Source organism: Nostoc sp. (assembly GCF_036917395.1).
In the GTDB taxonomy this organism is placed as follows: Bacteria; Cyanobacteriota; Cyanobacteriia; order Cyanobacteriales; family Nostocaceae; genus Nostoc.
In genome coordinates, this window is sequence record NZ_JBALDI010000087.1 from 66,611 (window position 1) to 85,538 (window position 18,928).

The 18,928-nt window shown below is 41.3% G+C and carries 18 protein-coding genes, 2 tRNA genes and 1 pseudogene; 9 read left to right on the forward strand and 12 right to left on the reverse strand.

The genetic code is table 11. The features are described 5' to 3' along the window. Positions 1–59: 59 nt before the first annotated feature. The 7 genes and pseudogenes from V7K46_RS31440 to argF all read right to left on the reverse strand — a co-directional run bounded on the left by V7K46_RS31440 (position 60) and on the right by argF (position 6,615). Positions 60–630: pseudogene (locus V7K46_RS31440) on the reverse strand (Uma2 family endonuclease). 11 nt (positions 631–641) lie between these two features. Further along, entirely contained in the window at positions 642–2,714 is a 2,073-nt protein-coding gene (locus V7K46_RS31445) for an AAA family ATPase (RefSeq protein WP_335120295.1), read from the reverse strand. Beyond that, positions 2,711–2,884: a hypothetical protein gene (locus V7K46_RS31450; protein ID WP_335120297.1), complete on the reverse strand. Its 174-nt coding sequence runs from the start codon at positions 2,882–2,884 to the stop codon at positions 2,711–2,713. The genes V7K46_RS31445 and V7K46_RS31450 overlap by 4 nt, the downstream gene beginning before the upstream one ends. A gap of 307 nt (positions 2,885–3,191) precedes the next feature. After that, positions 3,192–4,670: a DNA phosphorothioation system restriction enzyme gene (locus V7K46_RS31455; RefSeq protein WP_335120299.1), complete on the reverse strand. Its 1,479-nt coding sequence runs from the start codon at positions 4,668–4,670 to the stop codon at positions 3,192–3,194. A gap of 28 nt (positions 4,671–4,698) precedes the next feature. Beyond that, on the reverse strand, positions 4,699–4,848 hold the full coding sequence (locus tag V7K46_RS31460; protein WP_335120301.1) for a hypothetical protein: 150 nt from the start codon (positions 4,846–4,848) through the stop codon (positions 4,699–4,701). Positions 4,849–4,865: 17 nt separating this feature from the next. After that, positions 4,866–5,471 (reverse strand): transcriptional repressor LexA, encoded by a 606-nt coding sequence (gene lexA, locus V7K46_RS31465; protein ID WP_335120303.1) that lies wholly within the window; start codon positions 5,469–5,471, stop codon positions 4,866–4,868. Positions 5,472–5,694: 223 nt separating this feature from the next. Beyond that, on the reverse strand, positions 5,695–6,615 hold the full coding sequence (gene argF, locus V7K46_RS31470) for an ornithine carbamoyltransferase (protein ID WP_335120371.1): 921 nt from the start codon (positions 6,613–6,615) through the stop codon (positions 5,695–5,697). A 367-nt stretch (positions 6,616–6,982) separates the two neighbouring features. Here argF and V7K46_RS31475 point away from each other — a divergent pair. Continuing rightward, positions 6,983–7,054, forward strand: a tRNA-Thr gene (locus tag V7K46_RS31475). 200 nt (positions 7,055–7,254) lie between these two features. On the opposite strand, the gene V7K46_RS31480 is transcribed toward V7K46_RS31475, so the two are convergent. Continuing rightward, positions 7,255–7,479 carry a hypothetical protein gene (locus V7K46_RS31480; RefSeq protein WP_335120305.1) on the reverse strand — a complete coding sequence of 75 codons (225 nt, stop codon included), beginning with the start codon at positions 7,477–7,479 and terminating at the stop codon, positions 7,255–7,257. A 58-nt stretch (positions 7,480–7,537) separates the two neighbouring features. Further along, complete coding sequence (gene pyrE, locus V7K46_RS31485) at positions 7,538–8,161, reverse strand: orotate phosphoribosyltransferase (RefSeq protein WP_335120307.1); 624 nt, start codon at positions 8,159–8,161, stop codon at positions 7,538–7,540. 106 nt (positions 8,162–8,267) lie between these two features. On the opposite strand from pyrE, the gene V7K46_RS31490 reads away from it, so the two are divergent. Then, on the forward strand, positions 8,268–8,699 hold the full coding sequence (locus V7K46_RS31490) for a hypothetical protein (protein ID WP_335120309.1): 432 nt from the start codon (positions 8,268–8,270) through the stop codon (positions 8,697–8,699). Between the two features lie 238 nt (positions 8,700–8,937). Here V7K46_RS31490 and V7K46_RS31495 read toward each other — a convergent pair. Continuing rightward, a tRNA-Ile gene (locus V7K46_RS31495) sits at positions 8,938–9,010 on the reverse strand. A gap of 293 nt (positions 9,011–9,303) precedes the next feature. On the opposite strand from V7K46_RS31495, the gene V7K46_RS31500 reads away from it, so the two are divergent. After that, on the forward strand, positions 9,304–10,005 hold the full coding sequence (locus tag V7K46_RS31500; protein WP_298919563.1) for a hypothetical protein: 702 nt from the start codon (positions 9,304–9,306) through the stop codon (positions 10,003–10,005). Between the two features lie 117 nt (positions 10,006–10,122). Further along, entirely contained in the window at positions 10,123–11,517 is a 1,395-nt protein-coding gene (locus tag V7K46_RS31505; RefSeq protein WP_335120311.1) for a hemolysin family protein, read from the forward strand. A 45-nt stretch (positions 11,518–11,562) separates the two neighbouring features. Here V7K46_RS31505 and queC read toward each other — a convergent pair whose 3' ends face one another. After that, on the reverse strand, positions 11,563–12,240 hold the full coding sequence (queC, locus tag V7K46_RS31510; RefSeq protein WP_335120314.1) for a 7-cyano-7-deazaguanine synthase QueC: 678 nt from the start codon (positions 12,238–12,240) through the stop codon (positions 11,563–11,565). Positions 12,241–12,579: 339 nt separating this feature from the next. On the opposite strand from queC, the gene V7K46_RS31515 reads away from it, so the two are divergent. From V7K46_RS31515 to V7K46_RS31535, 5 genes are all read left to right on the forward strand, one after another. Next, positions 12,580–13,662, forward strand: a complete 1,083-nt coding sequence (locus V7K46_RS31515) for a Gfo/Idh/MocA family oxidoreductase (RefSeq protein ID WP_334722757.1) — start codon at positions 12,580–12,582, stop codon at positions 13,660–13,662. Between the two features lie 303 nt (positions 13,663–13,965). Then, positions 13,966–14,589 carry a DedA family protein gene (locus V7K46_RS31520; RefSeq protein ID WP_335120316.1) on the forward strand — a complete coding sequence of 208 codons (624 nt, stop codon included), beginning with the start codon at positions 13,966–13,968 and terminating at the stop codon, positions 14,587–14,589. 240 nt (positions 14,590–14,829) lie between these two features. Further along, positions 14,830–16,002: a ParM/StbA family protein gene (locus tag V7K46_RS31525; RefSeq protein ID WP_335120318.1), complete on the forward strand. Its 1,173-nt coding sequence runs from the start codon at positions 14,830–14,832 to the stop codon at positions 16,000–16,002. Positions 16,003–16,007: 5 nt separating this feature from the next. Continuing rightward, positions 16,008–16,484 carry a plasmid segregation centromere-binding protein ParR gene (locus V7K46_RS31530; protein ID WP_335120320.1) on the forward strand — a complete coding sequence of 159 codons (477 nt, stop codon included), beginning with the start codon at positions 16,008–16,010 and terminating at the stop codon, positions 16,482–16,484. A 302-nt stretch (positions 16,485–16,786) separates the two neighbouring features. Beyond that, positions 16,787–17,482 (forward strand): SinI family restriction endonuclease, encoded by a 696-nt coding sequence (locus V7K46_RS31535; protein WP_335120322.1) that lies wholly within the window; start codon positions 16,787–16,789, stop codon positions 17,480–17,482. A gap of 30 nt (positions 17,483–17,512) precedes the next feature. Here the strand turns inward: V7K46_RS31535 and V7K46_RS31540 are convergent, their stop codons facing one another. Beyond that, on the reverse strand, positions 17,513–18,685 hold the full coding sequence (locus V7K46_RS31540) for a DNA cytosine methyltransferase (protein WP_335120324.1): 1,173 nt from the start codon (positions 18,683–18,685) through the stop codon (positions 17,513–17,515). Positions 18,686–18,928 lie beyond the last annotated feature (243 nt).

Consider the following 18,928-nt stretch of genomic DNA (forward strand, 5'->3'; position numbering starts at 1 on the left):
TCTTATCTCCTCTCTTTTCTCCGCGTTCTCTGTGCCTCTGCGGTTCGTTTCTTCAAAACTTATATTGAAAACTGAACATCCTTATAAACCAAAGAAATAGGAAAGTGAAAATCAACACTAGTTAAATAAACTTCATCCCCTCCTTCATAAGGATGTAACTCCCAGATTCCTCTCTCATTTAACCGAAAACAATCTAAACTAACTTTTTCAGCGTCAATGAGGACATATTCTTGTAGAGTCTCGATACGGCGATACTGTGTAAATTTTTCGCCTCTATCGTAAGCTTCTGTACTAGAGGAAAGAACTTCGACAATTAAACAAGGATACTGAATAAATTTAATCGCTTGTCTGTCCCGTTCATCACAACTCACCACAACATCTGGATAGTGAAACGGCCCATTTTCAGATACGCCTACTTTTGCATCCGCCATAAAAGCGCGACACGAACCCCCCTCGTAAGTAACTTTTTAACGCCGAAGCCAAATTGAGAGCAATAGTAGTATGGGGAATAGTACCCCCATTCATGGCGAAAACTTTAGCATTGATATATTCGTATTTAATATCTTGGTGTTCTTCCCATTCCAAGTATTCCTGGGGAGTCATATACTTTCTGTCTGGACTCGCAACCATAACTTCATCCTTTAAACATTACGTTCAACTGCGATAATTTCAGTATATTCATACTCGTTCGGACTTTGTTTCACCAAAGGATATTTTTCCCCAGCTAACTCAATATAATCTTGTTCGCAATCTGGCTTAGATGAATAATACGTAAGCACATATTCTCTACCGATTCTGCCTGTCATTTCTACTTCTACTTCACCCCGCCACTGAGTCTTAGTAACTAAAACTATCAACTGATTCGCTAATTGGGGAATTGTTTTAGCAATGTGTCGCCGTGAACTTTCATCTAAACTACCGAAGGGTGAATCCATGACAATTGGGAAAGTGTTACTATCGGGAATCATCATCATTTTCCGCTTCTCACTCCATTCCCGCACTTTGTCAATGATGCTGGCAATAAAAGATAAACTGAGAATTTGATTCTCCCCAGTGGATGCTGCAACTGGCGCTTCTATCCCTGTAGTATTTTCTACTAATGTCAGTTCATATTTATCGCTAATTCTAGGAATGTATGGAGTTACAGAAATCTCTGTGAATATTTCTTGGACTCGCTTTTCTAGTTGTAGGCGAAATTGTTGCTCTTGACGATTTCGGACTTCTGTTAACCGTTCAATTGCATCTTGAGTGGCGTTAATCCGTCGCTGTGCTAAAGTTTGCTTGTCTTCATTCAGCTTTTGTTTAGCAAGTTGTTTATTTAAACCCTCAATTTCAGTTGTGAGTTGAGCAATTTGCTGCTGATTTGCACCCTGTTCTCGATTCAATTCATCAATTTTACTTTCAATTTCATCTAACCGTTTTTGTAAACTGCTAATTTCTTCATTAGCATCTTTTCGCAACCGTTCTTGAATATTGTCTAAATCGCCTTCAATTTGGGATATACTTTGCCTTAATTGATTAATCCTAGTTTGTTCTCTATCAACTTCTTCCCAAAATCCTATCGCTTGCTTATCAATTTCATCTACTTGTGCGCTCATGCGAATTGCAGTTTCTTCCACCGCTGAGGAACCTGCTCTATTTAACCAGGTAGTCACATGAGTATGAGAATGATTACCCTCGTGTAATTCTGTGCCACAAATACAGCGCTGAGAATTGAGTAAATCATTTACAAATTCCCGTGATATTCCTGATGTTAACTCGCCTCGCTGCTTCAAATCATTGATAATTCCTCGGAACTGTGCTGTTGTCTCTGACAGTAAAACGGTATAACCTCGCGCAGAAATAACTTTTTTTAGCGCTTCTTTGGTTTTTTTATATTCTTCTTGATTCGCCGCTTTCTGTGATTCTAAATCCTGCCATCTTTCTTGCAATTCCTTAGCAGCACTAAGTTCTCGCAAACGGTTACTTGTCTCTTTTTTAAAAGTTTGTTGATATTCTAACTCTTCTTTAATTTCCGTTTGCCGTTTAGTAATGCGTTCACGCTCTCGTTCTATCTTTTCTTGCTGTCGTAAAAGTTGTTTAGTTTCGGAATCCCCAATAGCTTTTAACTCATTTTCTAAAGTTTTTTTAGCATCTCCCAAGTGTCTGATGGAACGGTTGATTACCTCCACACCTAAGAAAATTTTTGTAGCTTCGGCAATTTCAGCTTTTTTGTCAGAACGAACGATTTCTTCAATTCGTTCGCCGTCAAAGAAAAAATATTGATGTAAAGTAGCCGGTAAAATTTGATTGATTATATCGTCTGGTTGCTGATTTGGTATATTCCATTTACCATCGTCCCCACCAACCCACATGGTTAATTGAGTTTTGCCTGCATCAAAGTCACTTTCATTTTTGTAACCCCGACAGGCGCGTTTAACTCGATAGCGTTTACCTTCATGTTCCCAGCCAATTTCTACCCAACATTCTACAGCTTGACCTTTTTGATTTTCTGCGATCGCACGCTTATTTACTAACTGCTCTATCGATGCAAACGCTGCACTAAATTTATCATACAGTACCCACGTAAAGGCATTTAGTAAGCTAGTTTTACCAGAGCCATTATTGCCATGAATAATTGTCGTGTTGTGAGCATCTCCCCCAGCCAGGATCATCTCTGGTGTCGTACCATAAAAGGAGCGAAAGTTGCATAGCTTCATTGAAGTCAGCTTCATCGCACCTCTTCCTTAATAATGTCCAAAATATTATCATTTATATGGCTATTAATCTTCTTATCTAGCCTGCCTTTTTCCAGCTTCCATACCCGCTCAATAATTTGCCGTACTTCCGGTGAAGCGCTGGTTATTGGCTCCTGTACATCGTCGATATTCGCCTCTTGTGACATATTAAATTTTGAAATATACTTTTTCTATATTTTAACTTTCTCTAGTGCTGCAATAACCTCCGTAAAGCCACTGTTTGCGTTATCTTTAAAATCCTACTTTTATTTGAAAAAACACTTTATTGTTTAATCATTTTCTGTTATTATCAATATTAATAATTTATATTACAATGGGATGTAAGCAACTTTAAAATTTTTACTTACATCCCATTATAATTAAGGTCATAACTTTATTATTTCATACTTAATGCTTCTTTTTTCAAAACTCTAAAAATTTTACAAAAAAAGACAACTATTCTCTGGTTGATCATCAAATATCTAATAACCCATATCGCTTTTGTAAATCAAGTAACTTCATTCTTGCTTCACCAGCATTATCAGCCAAATCAGCAAACTCTACAAAGCGACGCAATTCCTTTTTCAAAAGATTACGCTCAACTTCTATAGTTTCTCTATCTAAATCTGGTGGCAAAACAATCATGTCAAATATTGTCGCGCGTTCTTTAGCCGGATGAGGACGCAAAACTCGCCCCCGTCGCTGAATAAACTGGCGAGGATTACCAGAACTTGATAAAATCACCGCAGTTTGAATTGCCGGAATATCAACACCTTCATCTAAACAACGAATTGCTACCAAACCCTGCAACTCGCCACTTTCAAATTGATGGCGTAATGTTTCCCTTTCTTGTAAAGTTGTTTGAGCCGTATAGGTACTTACCTTGTACCCTAAATCCACTCCCAAAATTTTAGCAACAGCTTTAAGTTGACGTAGGGATGAACGTTGTCCTGCATCTTGTGAACCATCGCTACAATAAAAAAGAGTGTGAGTAGTTTCGCGGCGAGTTGTCATTAATTCATGTAAAGCGGTTAATTTATTTTCCGCTGCACCAATTAATCTTGCTCTTTGCATCAACAACGGCTTTAAATCTTCATTGTCTTCAAATCCAGATTCGCCATTTTCTCGATCCCGATACAGTAGCGATCGCCCAATTCTTTTAGTTAACTTTAAATAGGCAATGCTTTCTGCTTCAGTTAACTCTACCAACACCGGATAATACAGATAATGTACCAAAGCACCTTGAGCGATCGCATCCCTCAAAGTAAACTCTGGCTGGAGAACTGGGCCAAAATAATCAAATATAGATTGCGTACCAAAATCATCAAAATATCTCTCCGGTGTGGCAGATAAAGCCAGTCTCAACCCAACGCGACGCGGTAAACTTTCTTCTAACTTGGGTGCGCCTAAATTATGCGCCTCATCCCCAATAATTAAAGTTTTGGCGGGAAAATATTTGAGTTGAGACTGAAATCCATCTCCAATTAATGTGGAGTTCGTAGTAATCACAGTCACAAACCGTTGAGAACCAGAACGCAGATTATAAATTTGCGTGGAAAGTTGACTTTGCCAAGTGCGTAAATTCTCAAAAGCTAAAATGGGTTGCAAATTAAATTTTTCACATTCTCGCGCCCATTGGGTGACAAGATGGCGATAGGGACATATCACCAACAAAACTTGTAAATTAATCTGCTGATATAATTCACAAGCGATCGCTAGTGCAGTAATCGTTTTACCACTACCAGTAGCCATTTTCAGCGTCCCTCTGCCATTGTTGGTAAACCAGCTAGCGATCGCTTGGCGCTGATATTGCCGCAATTGCAAAGACGGAGGCATTCTTGGGCATCCTGGTAATGGTTGCGAAGTGTAATAACTGCCCTTACTTTCCCTTGCAAACGGTAATTTCAACCGGAAAGTGGGCAGTTGCTGCACTGAATTTTGCGTCAGGTACATATGTTAAGCACAAAGATGGTAACGAACCCTAATTAATGGGAATTGGGCACTCGTACTGAGCGACTCGTGCCGAGACGAGTCGAGGTAAGCCGAAGTATTGAGCGTTGTTGAAGTATTGGACATTGGTTATTTCTCCCTCATCTTCCCCACTCTCCACTCCCCACTCCCCATTCCCCATTCCCCATTCCCCATTACTCAGTTGTAACCGCGCCAAACACCAATGAGAGAACCTTGCACCTGCACTTGTATAGCACTGACTTCAATGGGGTTGTACTTAGGATTTGCTGGTTTGAGGGTAACGTGATCGCCTTGGCGATAAAAACGTTTTAAAGTGGTGCCGAATCCATCAACTCTGGCGGCGACGATAGTGCCATTTTTCAAATGATTTGGTTCTGCTACTGGACGCAAAAATACCACATCGCCATCAGCAATTAAATCTTCAATCATGCTATCGCCAGCTACTCGCAAAGCGTAGGTTTGGGGAGGTAATGAGAAATTAGAAAAGTCTAAATGATCTACAGCATCAGTAAATGGTTCTATTAAACCACCAGCAGCGATCGTCCCCAAAATTGGTACACCTTGCTTCACAGCATGCAAAATCCGAATCGTTCGCGCTTGGCCTTCAGTCCATTCTATATATCCCTTAGTACGTAAATGTTCTAAGCGACTTTGAATTGGTGCTGGTGACTTCAAGTTCATCCCTTGCATCATTTGCCGAATTGAAGGCGAATGCTGGTGCGATCGGATGTATTCTGCCAACCATTCGTAAAGTTCTTGTTGAGCTTCCGTTAGACGTTCCATAAATTTGCAGGAAGTGATTATAAATGTCTCTAGAACATTAGTACTACAAAAAACTCCCCATAACAAGAGAAAAGTAAAAATATGAAAGGCAAAAGAAACAATATTCTCTTTTCTTTTACCCATTTATTTTGGATTTTTTACCAAGATAGTAGTCAGGAGCCAATCGCACACTAGCTATTCTGACTCCTAACTCCTGTACAGACGCGATTAATCGCGTCTTTTTTCATTCTGCCCCTAAGATACTGGCAAGTAAAGCCTTTTGGGCGTGCAGGCGATTTTCTGCTTGTTCCCAAACTCGTGATTGGGAACCTTCAATAACTGCTTCAGTAATTTCTTCACCACGATGGGCTGGTAAGCAGTGTAAAACAATTGCCTCTGGATTAGCAAGCCTCAATAGCTGCTCGGAAATTTGGTAAGGCTGGAAAATTGGCAGACGATCGCCTGCTTCTGCTTCTTGCCCCATACTCGCCCAAACATCAGTATAAAGTACAGCAGCTCCCTTAGCGGCTAATTCTGGATCATGAGTGAGGAGGACTTCAGTTTTGTGATTAGCGATCGCTCTTGCTTGTTCTACAATCCTAGAATCTGGCTCATATCCGCTAGGGGTAGCAATTTTAACATTCATCCCCACCAAAGCACAGCCCAACATCAGAGAATTAGCCACATTATTTCCATCACCCACGTAGCTTAAAGTTAACCCGGCAAGGGTGCCAAAGCCTTCTTGAATCGTCAATAAATCCGCTAATACTTGACAAGGATGTTCTGCATCGGTAAGCGCATTAATTACCGGAATCTTCGCATAATGAGCAAAAGTTTCCAATTCCTGCTGTGCAAAAGTGCGAATTGCCAAAATATCCAAATATCGATCTAACACCCGCGCCGTATCCTGCAAAGGTTCCCCGCGACTAACTTGAGTGACATTGGGATTGAGATCGATTACCTGTCCACCCAGTTGGTACATCGCCACAGTAAAACTTACCCGCGTGCGAGTTGAAGCTTTGGAGAACAACAACCCCAAAACTTTATTACACTGCAACTTCAGCTGTTGTGATTTAAGTTGAGTTGCCAATTGCAGAAGTTCTTGAAGTTCTGTAGGACTGATGTCCGCCAGACTTAATAAATCTCGTCCGATCAAAGCTGCCATGCTTCCGATGTGTAAAGAACAATTATATATTTCTGTTGCTTTACCAGCCGGCTCAAAAAAATACAGTTTTAAAACTGTACCAGATATTTTTGCATCCAGCCCAGAATTTGAGTTAGCTTTTGCTAAGAATATTAATTTATCAACTTTATCAGTGATTCTGATCACTGATTTTTTTCTGTTTGATCACAATTGCTACGCAGCTTAAACCATCTAGGGGGCACAAAAGCAGCGATATTGCCAAAATCTCTGGTCTTTTAGCCTAATTTAGGAAGAAGGAGATATTTTTTAGGAATTATAGCTAGACAAATAAGTTGATTATGGTACAATTAAAAATTGTGGTTGCTATTTGAGAGCGACTGTCAAACTTGCCAGCATAGCACAGTGGTAGTGCATCCGACTTGTAATCGGAAGGTCGCGAGTTCAAATCCCGCTGCTGGCCTTAACAAATGTCGAGTCATTATTTATCGTCACAAACGAGAAATAAGGATTTTTTCGTTTATACATAAACGATGTTTTTTGTCAAGTCTAATTTAGATGCGCTTACCCTGCCTCTAAAAGTAAGAGATTGCGATCGCATCCTTAAACGAAGCTAAAAGAAATTATTTCCGTGTGATTAGACAAAAATTACCAAGGTTCAAATCACAACTTACTAAGTAAGCCAATAAGTATCCTATTAAAGCTTGACTGGGGCGAGCGATCGCAGCCAAGATATAGAGAAATATTTTTTACCGGAAAATAAGTATTTTGTTGAGTGAGGAATACACCGAAAACGGTAAACTTAATGAAGTAGAAACCATCGCTACACTGATTAATCAAGTACTCCACAAAAAAGGCTTGGTTATTAGCCGACACCCATTGTTTCATATTAAGGACTTCTACTAATTTGTAATTCTTAATTACGAATTAGTAGAAGTCCTATTGTTCATGAATTTGCAAGTTCTCGGTAGCGTTCCTGAACTTCTGGAATCGAAAACAAAGTTTCAAACTTCAACCCAGCTGACTGGTACAGCTCACCTCCTCCCTGTTGTCGGTCTACCAGTGAAATTACTTGATTTACAGTATAACCTGCATCTTTAAGACGCTCAACCGCTTTCAGAGCAGATTGCCCAGTTGTGACCACATCTTCCAAAACTACTACTTTTGCACCTTCTGGTAAACTGGGGCCTTCTATATAAGCTTTCGTCCCATAACCCTTGGTTTCCTTGCGAATAATCAGCGCTGGTATCGGTCGGTTTTCATAAACAGAAACTAGACTCACTGCTGTCACAATTGGGTCAGCCCCCAATGTTAAACCACCCACAGCCTGTGTATCTACAGGTAACAAAGGAAACAGCAAGCGTCCGACCGCCAAAGCGCCTTGAGGATGGAGTGTTACCTGTGTCTTATTGACGTAATAAGAACTACGTAGCCCAGAAGAGAGGAGAAAATCACCCTCTTGATAAGCAAGTTGGCAAAATAAATCTAGTAGCTTGTGGCGCAATGTGGTCAAATCAGCAGTGGTTGCCCAAATATCTGAGTGGGTAAGAGTTTCAGTAGGATACGTCATTACAAAACATTAAAAGTTGTGCTACACCAAAGGTTGAACTCATCAGAGTTCTGAACTTAAGCATAAATTAAGATTCGCCTAAAACAAAAATTGAGGAGTCAGAAACGTGCGTATAAAATTAAAAACCTTTGGTGGTTTCTTGGTGCTGCTTGCTGCTTGTATTGCTTTTCCCTCTGTTGCATCTGCCCAAACCGCAACACCCAATTATGAAACTACCAATGATGTATTTGAAAGAGCTTTTTTTCGTCACGATCGCAATTTCTACGAAAATGGCAGCCTCAAGCGTCAGCTAGACTCATTTTTAGGATCTGGTTCCAGTTTCGGTGGTTCCTTCCCAGAAAATGAAATTGCCCACGATGCTGAGTTGGTTAACACTTTATATCATGATGTCCTGACTCAGCAAGTTGGCAACGATCCTTATATTCGTACTCTTGATTTGCCAAATCCTTATGACACATCGCTGATGATGTCTCCTCGTTTGAATAGCAACAAACTCAAAGTAGGAACTGAATTCCGGTTTGAAATACCACCTCGGTAACAGTGCTGAGTGCTGAGAGGAGAGTTAAAAATTAAAAGTGAGGTTAGCCTAAAGTTTTAAGGATGGGAAAAAGTGAGGAGTTAATTAAGACTCATAACTCATGACTCAGCACTCATTAAATCCTGACTGGAGGAGTTGAACCAGGATGTCAATGCTCAATATAATTCAGTATTACTGATCTCCCAATCATCATTGAGTATCTGGTAATACAACACATTACTGCTTTTTATTGATTCAGTGCGCCCTGCTGGAATCGAACCAGCCTGAAGGCGAATTATGAGTTCGCTGCCTCCCCAATCGGCCAAAGGCGCGTGTTTCCTTGGGTTTCGGCTTCCTCTGAGTCAATTACTTCAACTCTTAGGTCAACCTGATTTGCTAATTAGAGTGAGGAAAATTCCTCATACATTGAGTTTAGCCAATTGCGTAATAATAGCACAGATTTACCACCTGTGAATACTCAACAATAGTTTACCAGATTTTTATACTACATAATTAGATCATGAAATAGTGCAAACTAATATTGATTAAGTTCCTTTAAGGATTGAGGTCAAAAGCTTCACTATCCTTAAATAGACCAGCATTCTTTTGTGATAGCTTGTCAGCGATGAAGATAAATTCTACTGTACTTCTTACTTTGATTTTGTTAATCCTGATGATGGGAGCAGGTTCTGTGAGCGCGTTTTTGGGGTTTGAACTGGGGAGTTCAGCACTTAAAGGCGTTACTACACCAGATGGGCGTCCCACAACCAAATTTGCCAGCAATAAGACAAATAGCTCTCAACAGGGAGGGCTAGTGTTATTAAAAGAGGAAGAGATCCTGAAAATTGTCAAGGCGCGAATTGACGGTAAAACCAAGGCTGCTAAATCGGAAAAGCTAGAGGAAGATGATGAAGAAACCAATAGCAGCAAGCAGAAGCCAGAGGAAAAACCCCCACAAGTGGTTGAAGAAAAACCCCAGCCAGGTTTTCCAGTTACTGCCCAGAGTGAAGGTGTAACTATGGCTGTGCAATCTGTCCGCTACTCTGGTGGTGATTTGCTACTGAAAGTTAAAATGCAGAACAAAGGTAAGGATTCTGTGCGCTTCCTGTATAGTTTTTTAGATGTTACCGATGATAAAGGACGAACCCTGAGTGCTAGTACAGAAGGTTTACCAACAGAATTGCCTGCAAATGGACCAACATTTTCCGGTACAGTGAGCATTCCTACAGCTTTACTTGATGATGTCAAGAAGATATCACTCGCTCTGACTGATTATCCCGCTCAAAAATTGAAGCTAGAAGCGTCGAATATTCCTGTAGAAAGGTAGGAGAGACAATTTTAGATTTTAGATTTTAGATTTTAGATTGGGCACATGGTACTAAACAATTTGCCTAATCCCTAATCCCCAAAACTTAATCCAAAATCCAAAATCCAAAATCCAAAAATGGAGGGCGTGAGTTTTACACGAGCTTTGGCAGTGAGTGGTTTTCCTAATTTAATTTGGACAGATGTGGCGCTGCGGTTGTTGTCAGTGCTACTACTGATTGCCATAAATGCCTTTTTTGTGACGGCGGAATTTTCGATGGTAAGTGTGCGGCGATCGCGTATTCACCAGCTAGTTAAGGCTGGGGATATTCCAGCGATCGCTGTCGAGATGCTACAACGTAGTATTGACCGACTGCTATCTACCACCCAGTTAGGTATTACCCTTTCTAGTTTGGCACTGGGATGGATTGGAGAAAGTACGATTGTCGTGCTAGTGAATGCATGGTTAAAATCCTGGCCTTTACCAAGTAGCATGACTACCTTCCTGGCGCATTCTCTATCAATTCCCATTGCCTTTTTCTTGATTGCCTATTTGCAAATTGTGATCGGAGAACTATGTCCCAAATCCTTAGCCATGCTGTACTCAGAACAGCTAGCTAGGTTTTTGGGGCCTTCGGTAAAAGCGATAGTGCGTTTTTTTGGTCCCTTCATCTGGATTCTCAATCAATCAACTCGTTGCTTTTTGCGGATTTTTGGCATCCAATACACAGGTCAAGGCTGGAGGCCACCTGTGACTCCCGAAGAATTGCAACTGATTATCTCTACAGAATGGGGGTCTACTGGTTTACAGCGTGCGGAGCGAGAACTGCTCAATAATGTCTTTGAGTTTGGGGATGTCATGGCCCAAGATGTAATGATCCCCCGCACCAGTATTGTCACGCTGCCAAAAGATGCTACCTTCGAGACATTACTCAGAGAAATGGCTTCTACTGGTTACTCTCGCTATCCCGTGATTGGTGAATCTTTGGACGATGTTCGCGGCATTGTTTATTTTAAAGACTTGGCACAACCTTTGGCTGTAGGAAAGCTTAGTTTAGAGACACAGATCCAACCTTGGATGCGTCCCGCCCGGTTTGTTCCAGAACACACGCCCTTGAGTGAACTTTTGCCACTGATGCAGCAAGAGAAACCAGCTATGGTCATGGTAGTGAATGAATTTGGCTCTATTGTGGGACTAGTGACAATCAAAGATGTCATTGCCGAAATCATTGGCGACGCAAGCGTTCCTGAAAGCAGCGACGACTTACTGATTCAGATGTTAGATGAGCAGAAATTTCTAGTGCAGGCACAAATTAACCTCGAAGACCTGAACGAGGTTTTGCATCTCAATTTGCCCTTGACAAGAGAATACCAAACACTAGGGGGCTTTTTGCTGTATCAGTTACAAAAAATTCCTGCAAAAGGCGAAACCTTCTGTTATGAAAATCTTGAATTCACTGTGGTGTCAATTGTTGGTCCACGCCTCCATCAAATTCAACTGCAACGGTTAGAAGAGTTAGGAGTTGATAGTTAAGAGTTAGGAGTTATGAATTTTAATTCCTCACTCCTAACTTTTAACTCAATAAGCATATACCAGTGGATCAACGAGTCCCAATTCGGCAAAAGCTGCTAGCCGCAAGCGACAAGAATCACACACGCCGCAGGCGACATCTCCACCGACATAGCAAGACCAAGTTAGCTCCCAAGGAACTCCCAATTGGTTCCCCAGTTGGATGATTTCGGTTTTTTTTAGGTTGATTAGGGGTGCAACAATATTAATTGGTTGTCCCTCACGCCCTTGTTTGGTTCCGAGGCGAAAAACTTCCTGCATTGCCTGGATATAGTCGGGGCGACAGTCAGGATATCCTGAGTAATCTAAGGCGTTGACGCCTATATAGACACGTTCTGCTGCGATCGCTTCGGCGTAACCAAGAGCAAAGCTTAAGAATATGGTATTACGAGCCGGAACATAGGTGACAGGAATATTTTGAGACATTTCATCCAGGGAACGTTCCTGGGGTAAATCAATGGCGTCGTCCGTGAGTGCTGAACCGCCCCATTGTCGTAAGTCAAAATTAACCACCTGATGTTTCACGATTCCAGCTTTTTGAGCAACAAAAAAGGCTGACTGTAACTCTCGTCGGTGTCGCTGCTGGTAATCAAAGGAAATGGCATGACATTCACAGCCATCAGCCTTAGCTTTGTACAAAATTGTGGAAGAGTCCAATCCCCCAGATAACAAAATTACAGCTTTCATCTCGGTTGCAAATTTTGGATTTCCTATCGCTAAATTACACCTTAACAAGATGCCAGGAAGCAATGTCGAGGAGAATTTAGACTTTGGTCTGATTGAATTTTTTCAAGTTAATAAAAAGACATATATTTTTTGTAGAAAGTGCAAAATACAAAGCAAACCCGAACTATCTATACAAAAGATATCTGGATTACGGGAACCGATCACAAACTTTGAAATTCTTCATAAACATAGGCTCTATGTTACCATCTGGATGGTTTTAGACGGATCGTAACTGGCTTTCGAGTATAAACGCCAACGGCCGTAGCGTCTCTAAATTTGGTGGTTGAGGAGATAATAATAGTGCAAGATAGCATGTCAGTGGCAGAACCGAATCCATATACACAGCGCAACCAGCCACGACCGATCCGCATAGGCGTGATTGGAGTGGGTAACATGGGACAACACCATGCTCGCGTGCTGAGTTCAATGAAAGATGTTGAACTAGTCGGAGTGGCAGATATTAACGTTGAGCGAGGGTTAGAAACTGCCAGCAACTACAAGGTGCGTTTTTTTGAAGATTACTGTGACCTGCTACCCCTTGTGGAAGCAGTTTGTGTAGCTGTTCCCACCCGTCTGCACTATGCCGTGGGCATCAACTGTCTGCTAGCGGGAATTCATGTTTTGATTGAAAAACCGATCGCAGCCAGTATTTCTGAGGCAGAGTCTTTAGTAAATGCCGCAGCTGAGTCTGGGTGTATCCTGCAAGTAGGTCATATTGAGCGTTTTAACCCAGCTTTTAAAGAACTGAGCCAAGTGCTGAAAACTGAGGCATTGCTGGCGCTAGAAGCCCACAGGATGAGTCCTTACTCAGATCGGGCAAACGATGTTTCGGTTGTGCTGGATTTAATGATCCATGACATCGACTTACTTTTGGAATTAGCTGCTTCCCCAGTAACGAAATTGACTGCTAGCGGTACTCGTGCCCTGGACTCTGGTTATTTAGATTACGTAACTGCCACCTTGGGGTTTGCCAATGGTATTGTTGCTACTCTGACTGCTAGTAAAGTCACCCACCGAAAAATTCGCCGGATTGTCGCCCATTGCAAAAATTCATTTACTGAGGCAGATTTTCTCAAGAATGAAATTTTGATTCACCGACAAACTAGCGCCAATTCTCTCACTGACCACCGACAAGTACTTTACAGGCAAGATGGTGTGATTGAAAAAGTTTACACCAGCAATATTCAACCCTTAAGTGCAGAATTAGAACATTTTGTCAACTGTGTACATGGTGGCAATCAACCCTCAGTAGGTGGTGAACAAGCTCTCAAAGCTCTGAGACTGGCAAGTTTGATTGAGCAGATGGCGCTGGAAGATCGAGTTTGGAATCCATTAGACTGGCAATCGGAACCAAGAGTACAATCGTTGACCCCGACAGCCTAGAACAAGAAGAGGGGCAGAGGGGGATGAGGGGGACAAGGTAAAATTTTCTCCCTTGTCTTTTTTTTCTGCCTCATCTCCACTACAGCCCTAACCTGAGAAGAAAACCCTAAAGTATGTTTTTAAACTTGATATCAAATCTTTAAATCCTTCCTAGTCCTTTTAAAAAACCGACAAAAGGGGATCTAAAAAATTAGAAAACAAAACCTAGTGGTTCGTTTCATTAATTTTGTGAAGTTCGTAGTGAGCGATTTCTCGCTCAATTTCAAGGGCTAGAGCAGTGCAGCAATTTCAGGAATTGACTCAATGCTTGAATGGATAACTAATACTATCAACTATTTTGGCTATTGGGGAATTGCCCTACTAATGTTTTTAGAGAACCTTTTTCCCCCCATTCCTTCAGAATTGATCATGCCACTGGCTGGATTTACAGCAAGTCCATATCAACCAGAAGGGGCAAAGCTGAATATCATTGGTGTATTTTTTGCAGGACTTTTGGGTTCTGTATTGGGCGCACTTATTTGGTATTATCCGGGTAAGCTTTTTGGCGAAACCCGTTTAAAAGCTTGGGCTGATAAGTATGGTAAATGGCTGGCTATATCCAGTAAAGATATCACCAAAGCCAAAGAGTGGTTTGACCGACAAGGTAGAAAAGCAATATTAATCGGTCGCCTTGTACCGGGAATCCGCACCTTGATTTCTGTTCCCGCAGGGATCAGCAATATGCCCTTGCTACCATTTCTCTTTTACACAACCTTAGGTAGCGCTGCTTGGGTGGGTTTGCTAACATACTCAGGATACGCCTTGGGTAGTCAGTATGAACTTGTGGACAAGTACCTTGCTCCTGTATCCAAAATCGTACTTGGGGGTTTTGTTTTGGCATTGGTTTTCTGGATATTCAAGCGCCAGCTAAGACGTAGTAGAAGATGAAACACGGACGCTTTTGGTTTGAAAGTAGTAAAAGCAGGGGTTACATCTGGCCAAAATTCGCCTACACTATGCCAAATAATACTAGATGTGCGAAGGCATGAGCTTATCGGAGGTATCGCCGGAATTAATTTTTGGCATATTTCTAGCTACACTTGACGCAACCTAGAATTTATGGTTGCTCGCATTTTTGTAAGATGAGCATGACAACTTTTTACAGTTAAGTTTGAACTAGGAGCTTTCATGACAGACCAACCTTCCGCCGCTAACCCTATGAATAGTGCTGCTATACCCATGAATAGGCAGCCGTTAGCATCGACGACTCCCATAAATGCTGTTAATAATCCTTCCATTACCAATCCCAACAAGACAGGCGGTGGTTCTGGGAAAACCATTCTCAGTGTTGATTTAGGCAGAACTTCCACCAAGACTTGTGTGAGTCGTGAACCAAACAATGTGGTGTTCGTACCTGCCAACGTGAAGCAGATGTCAATAGAACAAGTACGCGGCGGTGTTTTTGAAGCCAGGGCTACTGACCCCTTAATGGATTTGTGGCTGGAGTATCAAGGAAATGGATATGCTGTTGGTCAACTGGCAGCAGATTTTGGGGCGAATTTAGGAGTCGGACAATCTAAGGTAGAGGCTGCACTAGTAAAAGTGTTAGCAAGTGCTGGCTACTTCAAACTCAAAGATGATATCTCAGTCGTATTGGGTCTACCTTTTCTTTCCTTAGAGCAATTTGAAAAGGAAAAAGCACAGTTGATTAGCCAAGTAGGTGGTCCTCATGTGTTGAATTTCCGAGGCGAATCTGTGTCGCTAAACGTCAGTAAGGTATGGGTAATGCCAGAGGGCTACGGTAGCCTGCTGTGGTCTGAAGCTCAACCGAAAAAAAGTCCAGGCAGTCCCGATTTTACAAAAATATCGGTGGCGATCGTTGATATTGGACATCAAACCGTCGATCTTTTGATGGTAGATAACTTCCGTTTTGCCAGAGGTGCTTCTAAGAGTGAAGACTTCGGTATGAATAAGTTTTATGAATTGGTGTCCGCCGAAATCGAGGGAGCAGATAGTCAATCTCTAGCGCTGATTTCCACTGTGAATAAACCCAGAGGTGAACGCTATTACCGTCCTAAAGGTGCTAGCAAGCCCACCAACCTAGACGATTTTCTTCCCAACCTCACAGAGATGTTTTCACGCGAAATCTGTAGCCGTGTGCTAGCCTGGTTGCCAGAACGCGTCACCGATGTGATTCTCACTGGCGGGGGTGGTGAGTTCTTCTGGGACGACGTTCAACGTCTGCTCAAGGAAGCAAAGATTAATGCTCATTTAGCAGCACCTTCCCGACAGGCGAATGCTTTGGGGCAGTATATTTATGGAGAGGCACAATTATCCTCCAATCGCGCTGCTAGGGCATAAAGCTGATGTTCCAATGGTCAAAAAAGGTAGTTAAATCCGTCACGTTCAACCCAGAGCTTGCTGATGAAAGCTTGTTAGCGCAAGTAGAAAGTTATTTGGAAAAACAACCAGACAAGACTTTCAGCGACCTCTGTAAAGAAGCCTTGTGGCAATCTTTATGTGTACCGGCTGTACAACCTGCTCCACAAACAGCAGCAACAACACCGATTGAACAACAAATCGGTGAACTGCAACGTCAAGTGGCTGGACTTGAGGAACGTTTTTTTGCCAAGGGATCTAATCGTTTGGAGGCGATGGAACATCATCTCCTGCAACTTTCTCAACAAGTTGCACAATTGGCGCTCATGGTCAATGATCGCTCGTTCATTCCGTCTCCAAGTCAATTAGAAGTAGTAAATAATACTTCTTATACTGTTGCTACCCCTCCTCAAGAGGTTGACCCCGTAATCAGTCGCCTTAGTCAGTTTCTCGATGATTTTTAAGGAACAATCAGGTTTGTGAGCAGTTTTTGCTCATGTTAACAATCCTTAATAGTTAATACTATTAAGGATTATTAATGTTTATATATAGAAATATTAGAATTATTGAGATTTGTGTATCTATAAATATGAACGTGACAACGAAGTTTGGATGTGGTGAAATTTTTAGGGATATATAAGACTTTGGGTATTACTCCTTGTGAATTATTGGGAAAACTAGAACCAGTAACTGAAACAGCAGATTTTACCCAATATTAACTGTGAGCAATAACCTAAAAATACCCGATTTTGATGCCAATCTGATCGTGTCAGAAGCTGAAAATATCGCTAAAGTTCGTGCTGGGATGTTCTGGAATGATTCTGTAAAAACAGTTTTATCCGTCTGTTGTAATTCGCCTGAATTATTTCCATATTTAAAAGTATGCAACTCTCGCTTAGATTACATTAATAAGTGGTTAAATAAGTATTTTGGCGGTTATAATAATCGAGCCTCAAAGCGAACTAGTAAGAAGATAGGCACTGTTTCTGACGAAATTATTGACACAATTCTTTCAGATCGTTTACCTACTCTCAGCAATGATGGCATTAATCACATCAAGTATGCTCATCGTCTTTCCATGTCGGCAGAAAACATCTTAGGTCTTCTTTTAGAAGAATATCTTGCTGAAAAGTTGTCGTCTTATGGTTGGCATTGCGCTTGGGGTACGACTATGAATAAAATAGATTTTTGCACCGAGAAAGGTGATTTGTTACAAGTTAAAAACAGAAGTAATTCTGAAAATAGTTCGAGCAGTAGTGTCCGCAAAGGAACTACCATTTGGAAATGGCATAGAATCAATGCTAAGAATGGAAAACACTATTGGAAAGAACTGAATCAATTAATAAGATGCTCTAATCTTTCTGAAGAAGACTTTGCTACCTTTGTTAGACAAACTATTGCTGAAAATCCTGCAGCATTGTATGTAGAAGATAGTAAATACTGGCAACAAGTTCAGTCATAAGAGTCTTCAAATAATCAACAAACTAGGAATTTACTGATTAAATAGCGAAAGCTGTTCAAACACTGGCATCCCTTTAGGTTTCTCCTGTCTAATTAAACTATGTAAATAGTCACCAATAGCTTGGGCTAAGAGTACAGGTACAGCATTACCTATCTGTCGGTACTTAGAGGCTGTCGAACCATAAAAAATCCATGAGTCTGGAAAGGTTTGAATCCTAGCACACTCTCGAACACTTAGAGGACGCAGTTCCTCTGGATGACACATATCTGTAGCCTTTTGGTAAGGACTTGTAGTAACAGTAGGAGATGGCTTATCCCAACATAACCTTCTGTAAAACCCTACTTTCCCGCCTCCAGATTTGTAAGCCCCTCCCATTGCTTCTTTTATCAAGTCGTTAGGTAAATCTCTCCAGTTCTGACCACTTTTTAAAAGCTTTAAATATTGAAGACGGTTTTTTGAGTAGGAAGTATACTCTGGTTGCGGATCTTCTAAGTTTATCAGGGCATCTTTCAGAGTGCGCCATTGAGGTAATAAAGAGCCATTTTTACTATGAGTAGGTAAAGGGAATGTAGCTGATTCACCATCTCTTGAACCGATAAAGATTACTCGCGCTCTGTTTTGCGGAACACCGTAATCTGCTGCTTCCATTACTTTATAAATAACTTGATAACCAAGGCGCTTAATTTCTTCTAGAACAATCTCAAGAGCGCTTCCTTGCATTTCATCTAGTTCCAGAGGAAGAGAACCCATTCCTCTTTCCAGATGAGGTCTATGACGAATGGGAGCCGAGAGTAAACCTTTAACATTCTCCATAACAAAAAAGCGTGGTTGCACTTGTTCAACAATCCGGATGAAGTCCATAAACAAGCTGCCACGCGGGTCCATAACTGAACCACGTTTTCCTGCTGTGCTGAAGGGTTGACAAGGGGGACCGCCAGTTATCAAATCTACTTCTCCAATACGTAGGGGTCTACCAAGGTTAATAACATATCCCCCTTCTTCCAAAAGATTTTGAGCAGTGATGTTCTGTATATCTCTTGCCACAGCACTATTTAGGTGAGGTCGGTTGAAAGCTATAGTCTTTGCAGCATCAGGATCTTTCTCAACAATACTTACTACCTGGAAACCTGCCTGTTCTATGCCAATATCTAGTCCACCTGCTCCTGTAAATAAACTAATTGATATTGCCCGATTGTCTATCACTGCTTTTATCCTTACAGCTTAATCAAATATACGACTTGCTGGAACCTCAAGTCTGCTTAACGCTAACGATAGATACCTGCAATTTTAATAGTGTAAGCCTTTTGAAACAGTATGTTACAAAGGCGCTATCCTCTTTTAAATGTGGTAGGCGTAGACGTGCCGTTAGACATTGACACCTCTACAATGCACAAATTTACTTCCTTTTGTGTTAAATATTCTTAGTACATATTATTACTAGATTCT

What these genes read in the sequence shown, in the direction of transcription:
- argF (WP_335120371.1), bottom strand. Translation starts at nt 6,615, where the DNA reads ATGGCAGCTTTGATCGGACGAGATTTATTAAGTCTGGCGGACATCAGT.
- V7K46_RS31530 (WP_335120320.1), top strand. Translation starts at nt 16,008, where the DNA reads ATGTTCCAATGGTCAAAAAAGGTAGTTAAATCCGTCACGTTCAACCCA.
- pyrE (WP_335120307.1), bottom strand. Translation starts at nt 8,161, where the DNA reads ATGACGTATCCTACTGAAACTCTTACCCACTCAGATATTTGGGCAACC.
- V7K46_RS31525 (WP_335120318.1), top strand. Translation starts at nt 14,830, where the DNA reads ATGACAGACCAACCTTCCGCCGCTAACCCTATGAATAGTGCTGCTATA.
- V7K46_RS31455 (WP_335120299.1), bottom strand. Translation starts at nt 4,670, where the DNA reads ATGTACCTGACGCAAAATTCAGTGCAGCAACTGCCCACTTTCCGGTTG.
- V7K46_RS31450 (WP_335120297.1), bottom strand. Translation starts at nt 2,884, where the DNA reads ATGTCACAAGAGGCGAATATCGACGATGTACAGGAGCCAATAACCAGC.
- V7K46_RS31520 (WP_335120316.1), top strand. Translation starts at nt 13,966, where the DNA reads ATGCTTGAATGGATAACTAATACTATCAACTATTTTGGCTATTGGGGA.
- queC (WP_335120314.1), bottom strand. Translation starts at nt 12,240, where the DNA reads ATGAAAGCTGTAATTTTGTTATCTGGGGGATTGGACTCTTCCACAATT.
- V7K46_RS31480 (WP_335120305.1), bottom strand. Translation starts at nt 7,479, where the DNA reads ATGAAACAATGGGTGTCGGCTAATAACCAAGCCTTTTTTGTGGAGTAC.
- lexA (WP_335120303.1), bottom strand. Translation starts at nt 5,471, where the DNA reads ATGGAACGTCTAACGGAAGCTCAACAAGAACTTTACGAATGGTTGGCA.
- V7K46_RS31505 (WP_335120311.1), top strand. Translation starts at nt 10,123, where the DNA reads ATGGAGGGCGTGAGTTTTACACGAGCTTTGGCAGTGAGTGGTTTTCCT.
- V7K46_RS31460 (WP_335120301.1), bottom strand. Translation starts at nt 4,848, where the DNA reads ATGGGGAATGGGGAGTGGGGAGTGGAGAGTGGGGAAGATGAGGGAGAA.
- V7K46_RS31500 (WP_298919563.1), top strand. Translation starts at nt 9,304, where the DNA reads ATGAAGATAAATTCTACTGTACTTCTTACTTTGATTTTGTTAATCCTG.
- V7K46_RS31445 (WP_335120295.1), bottom strand. Translation starts at nt 2,714, where the DNA reads ATGAAGCTGACTTCAATGAAGCTATGCAACTTTCGCTCCTTTTATGGT.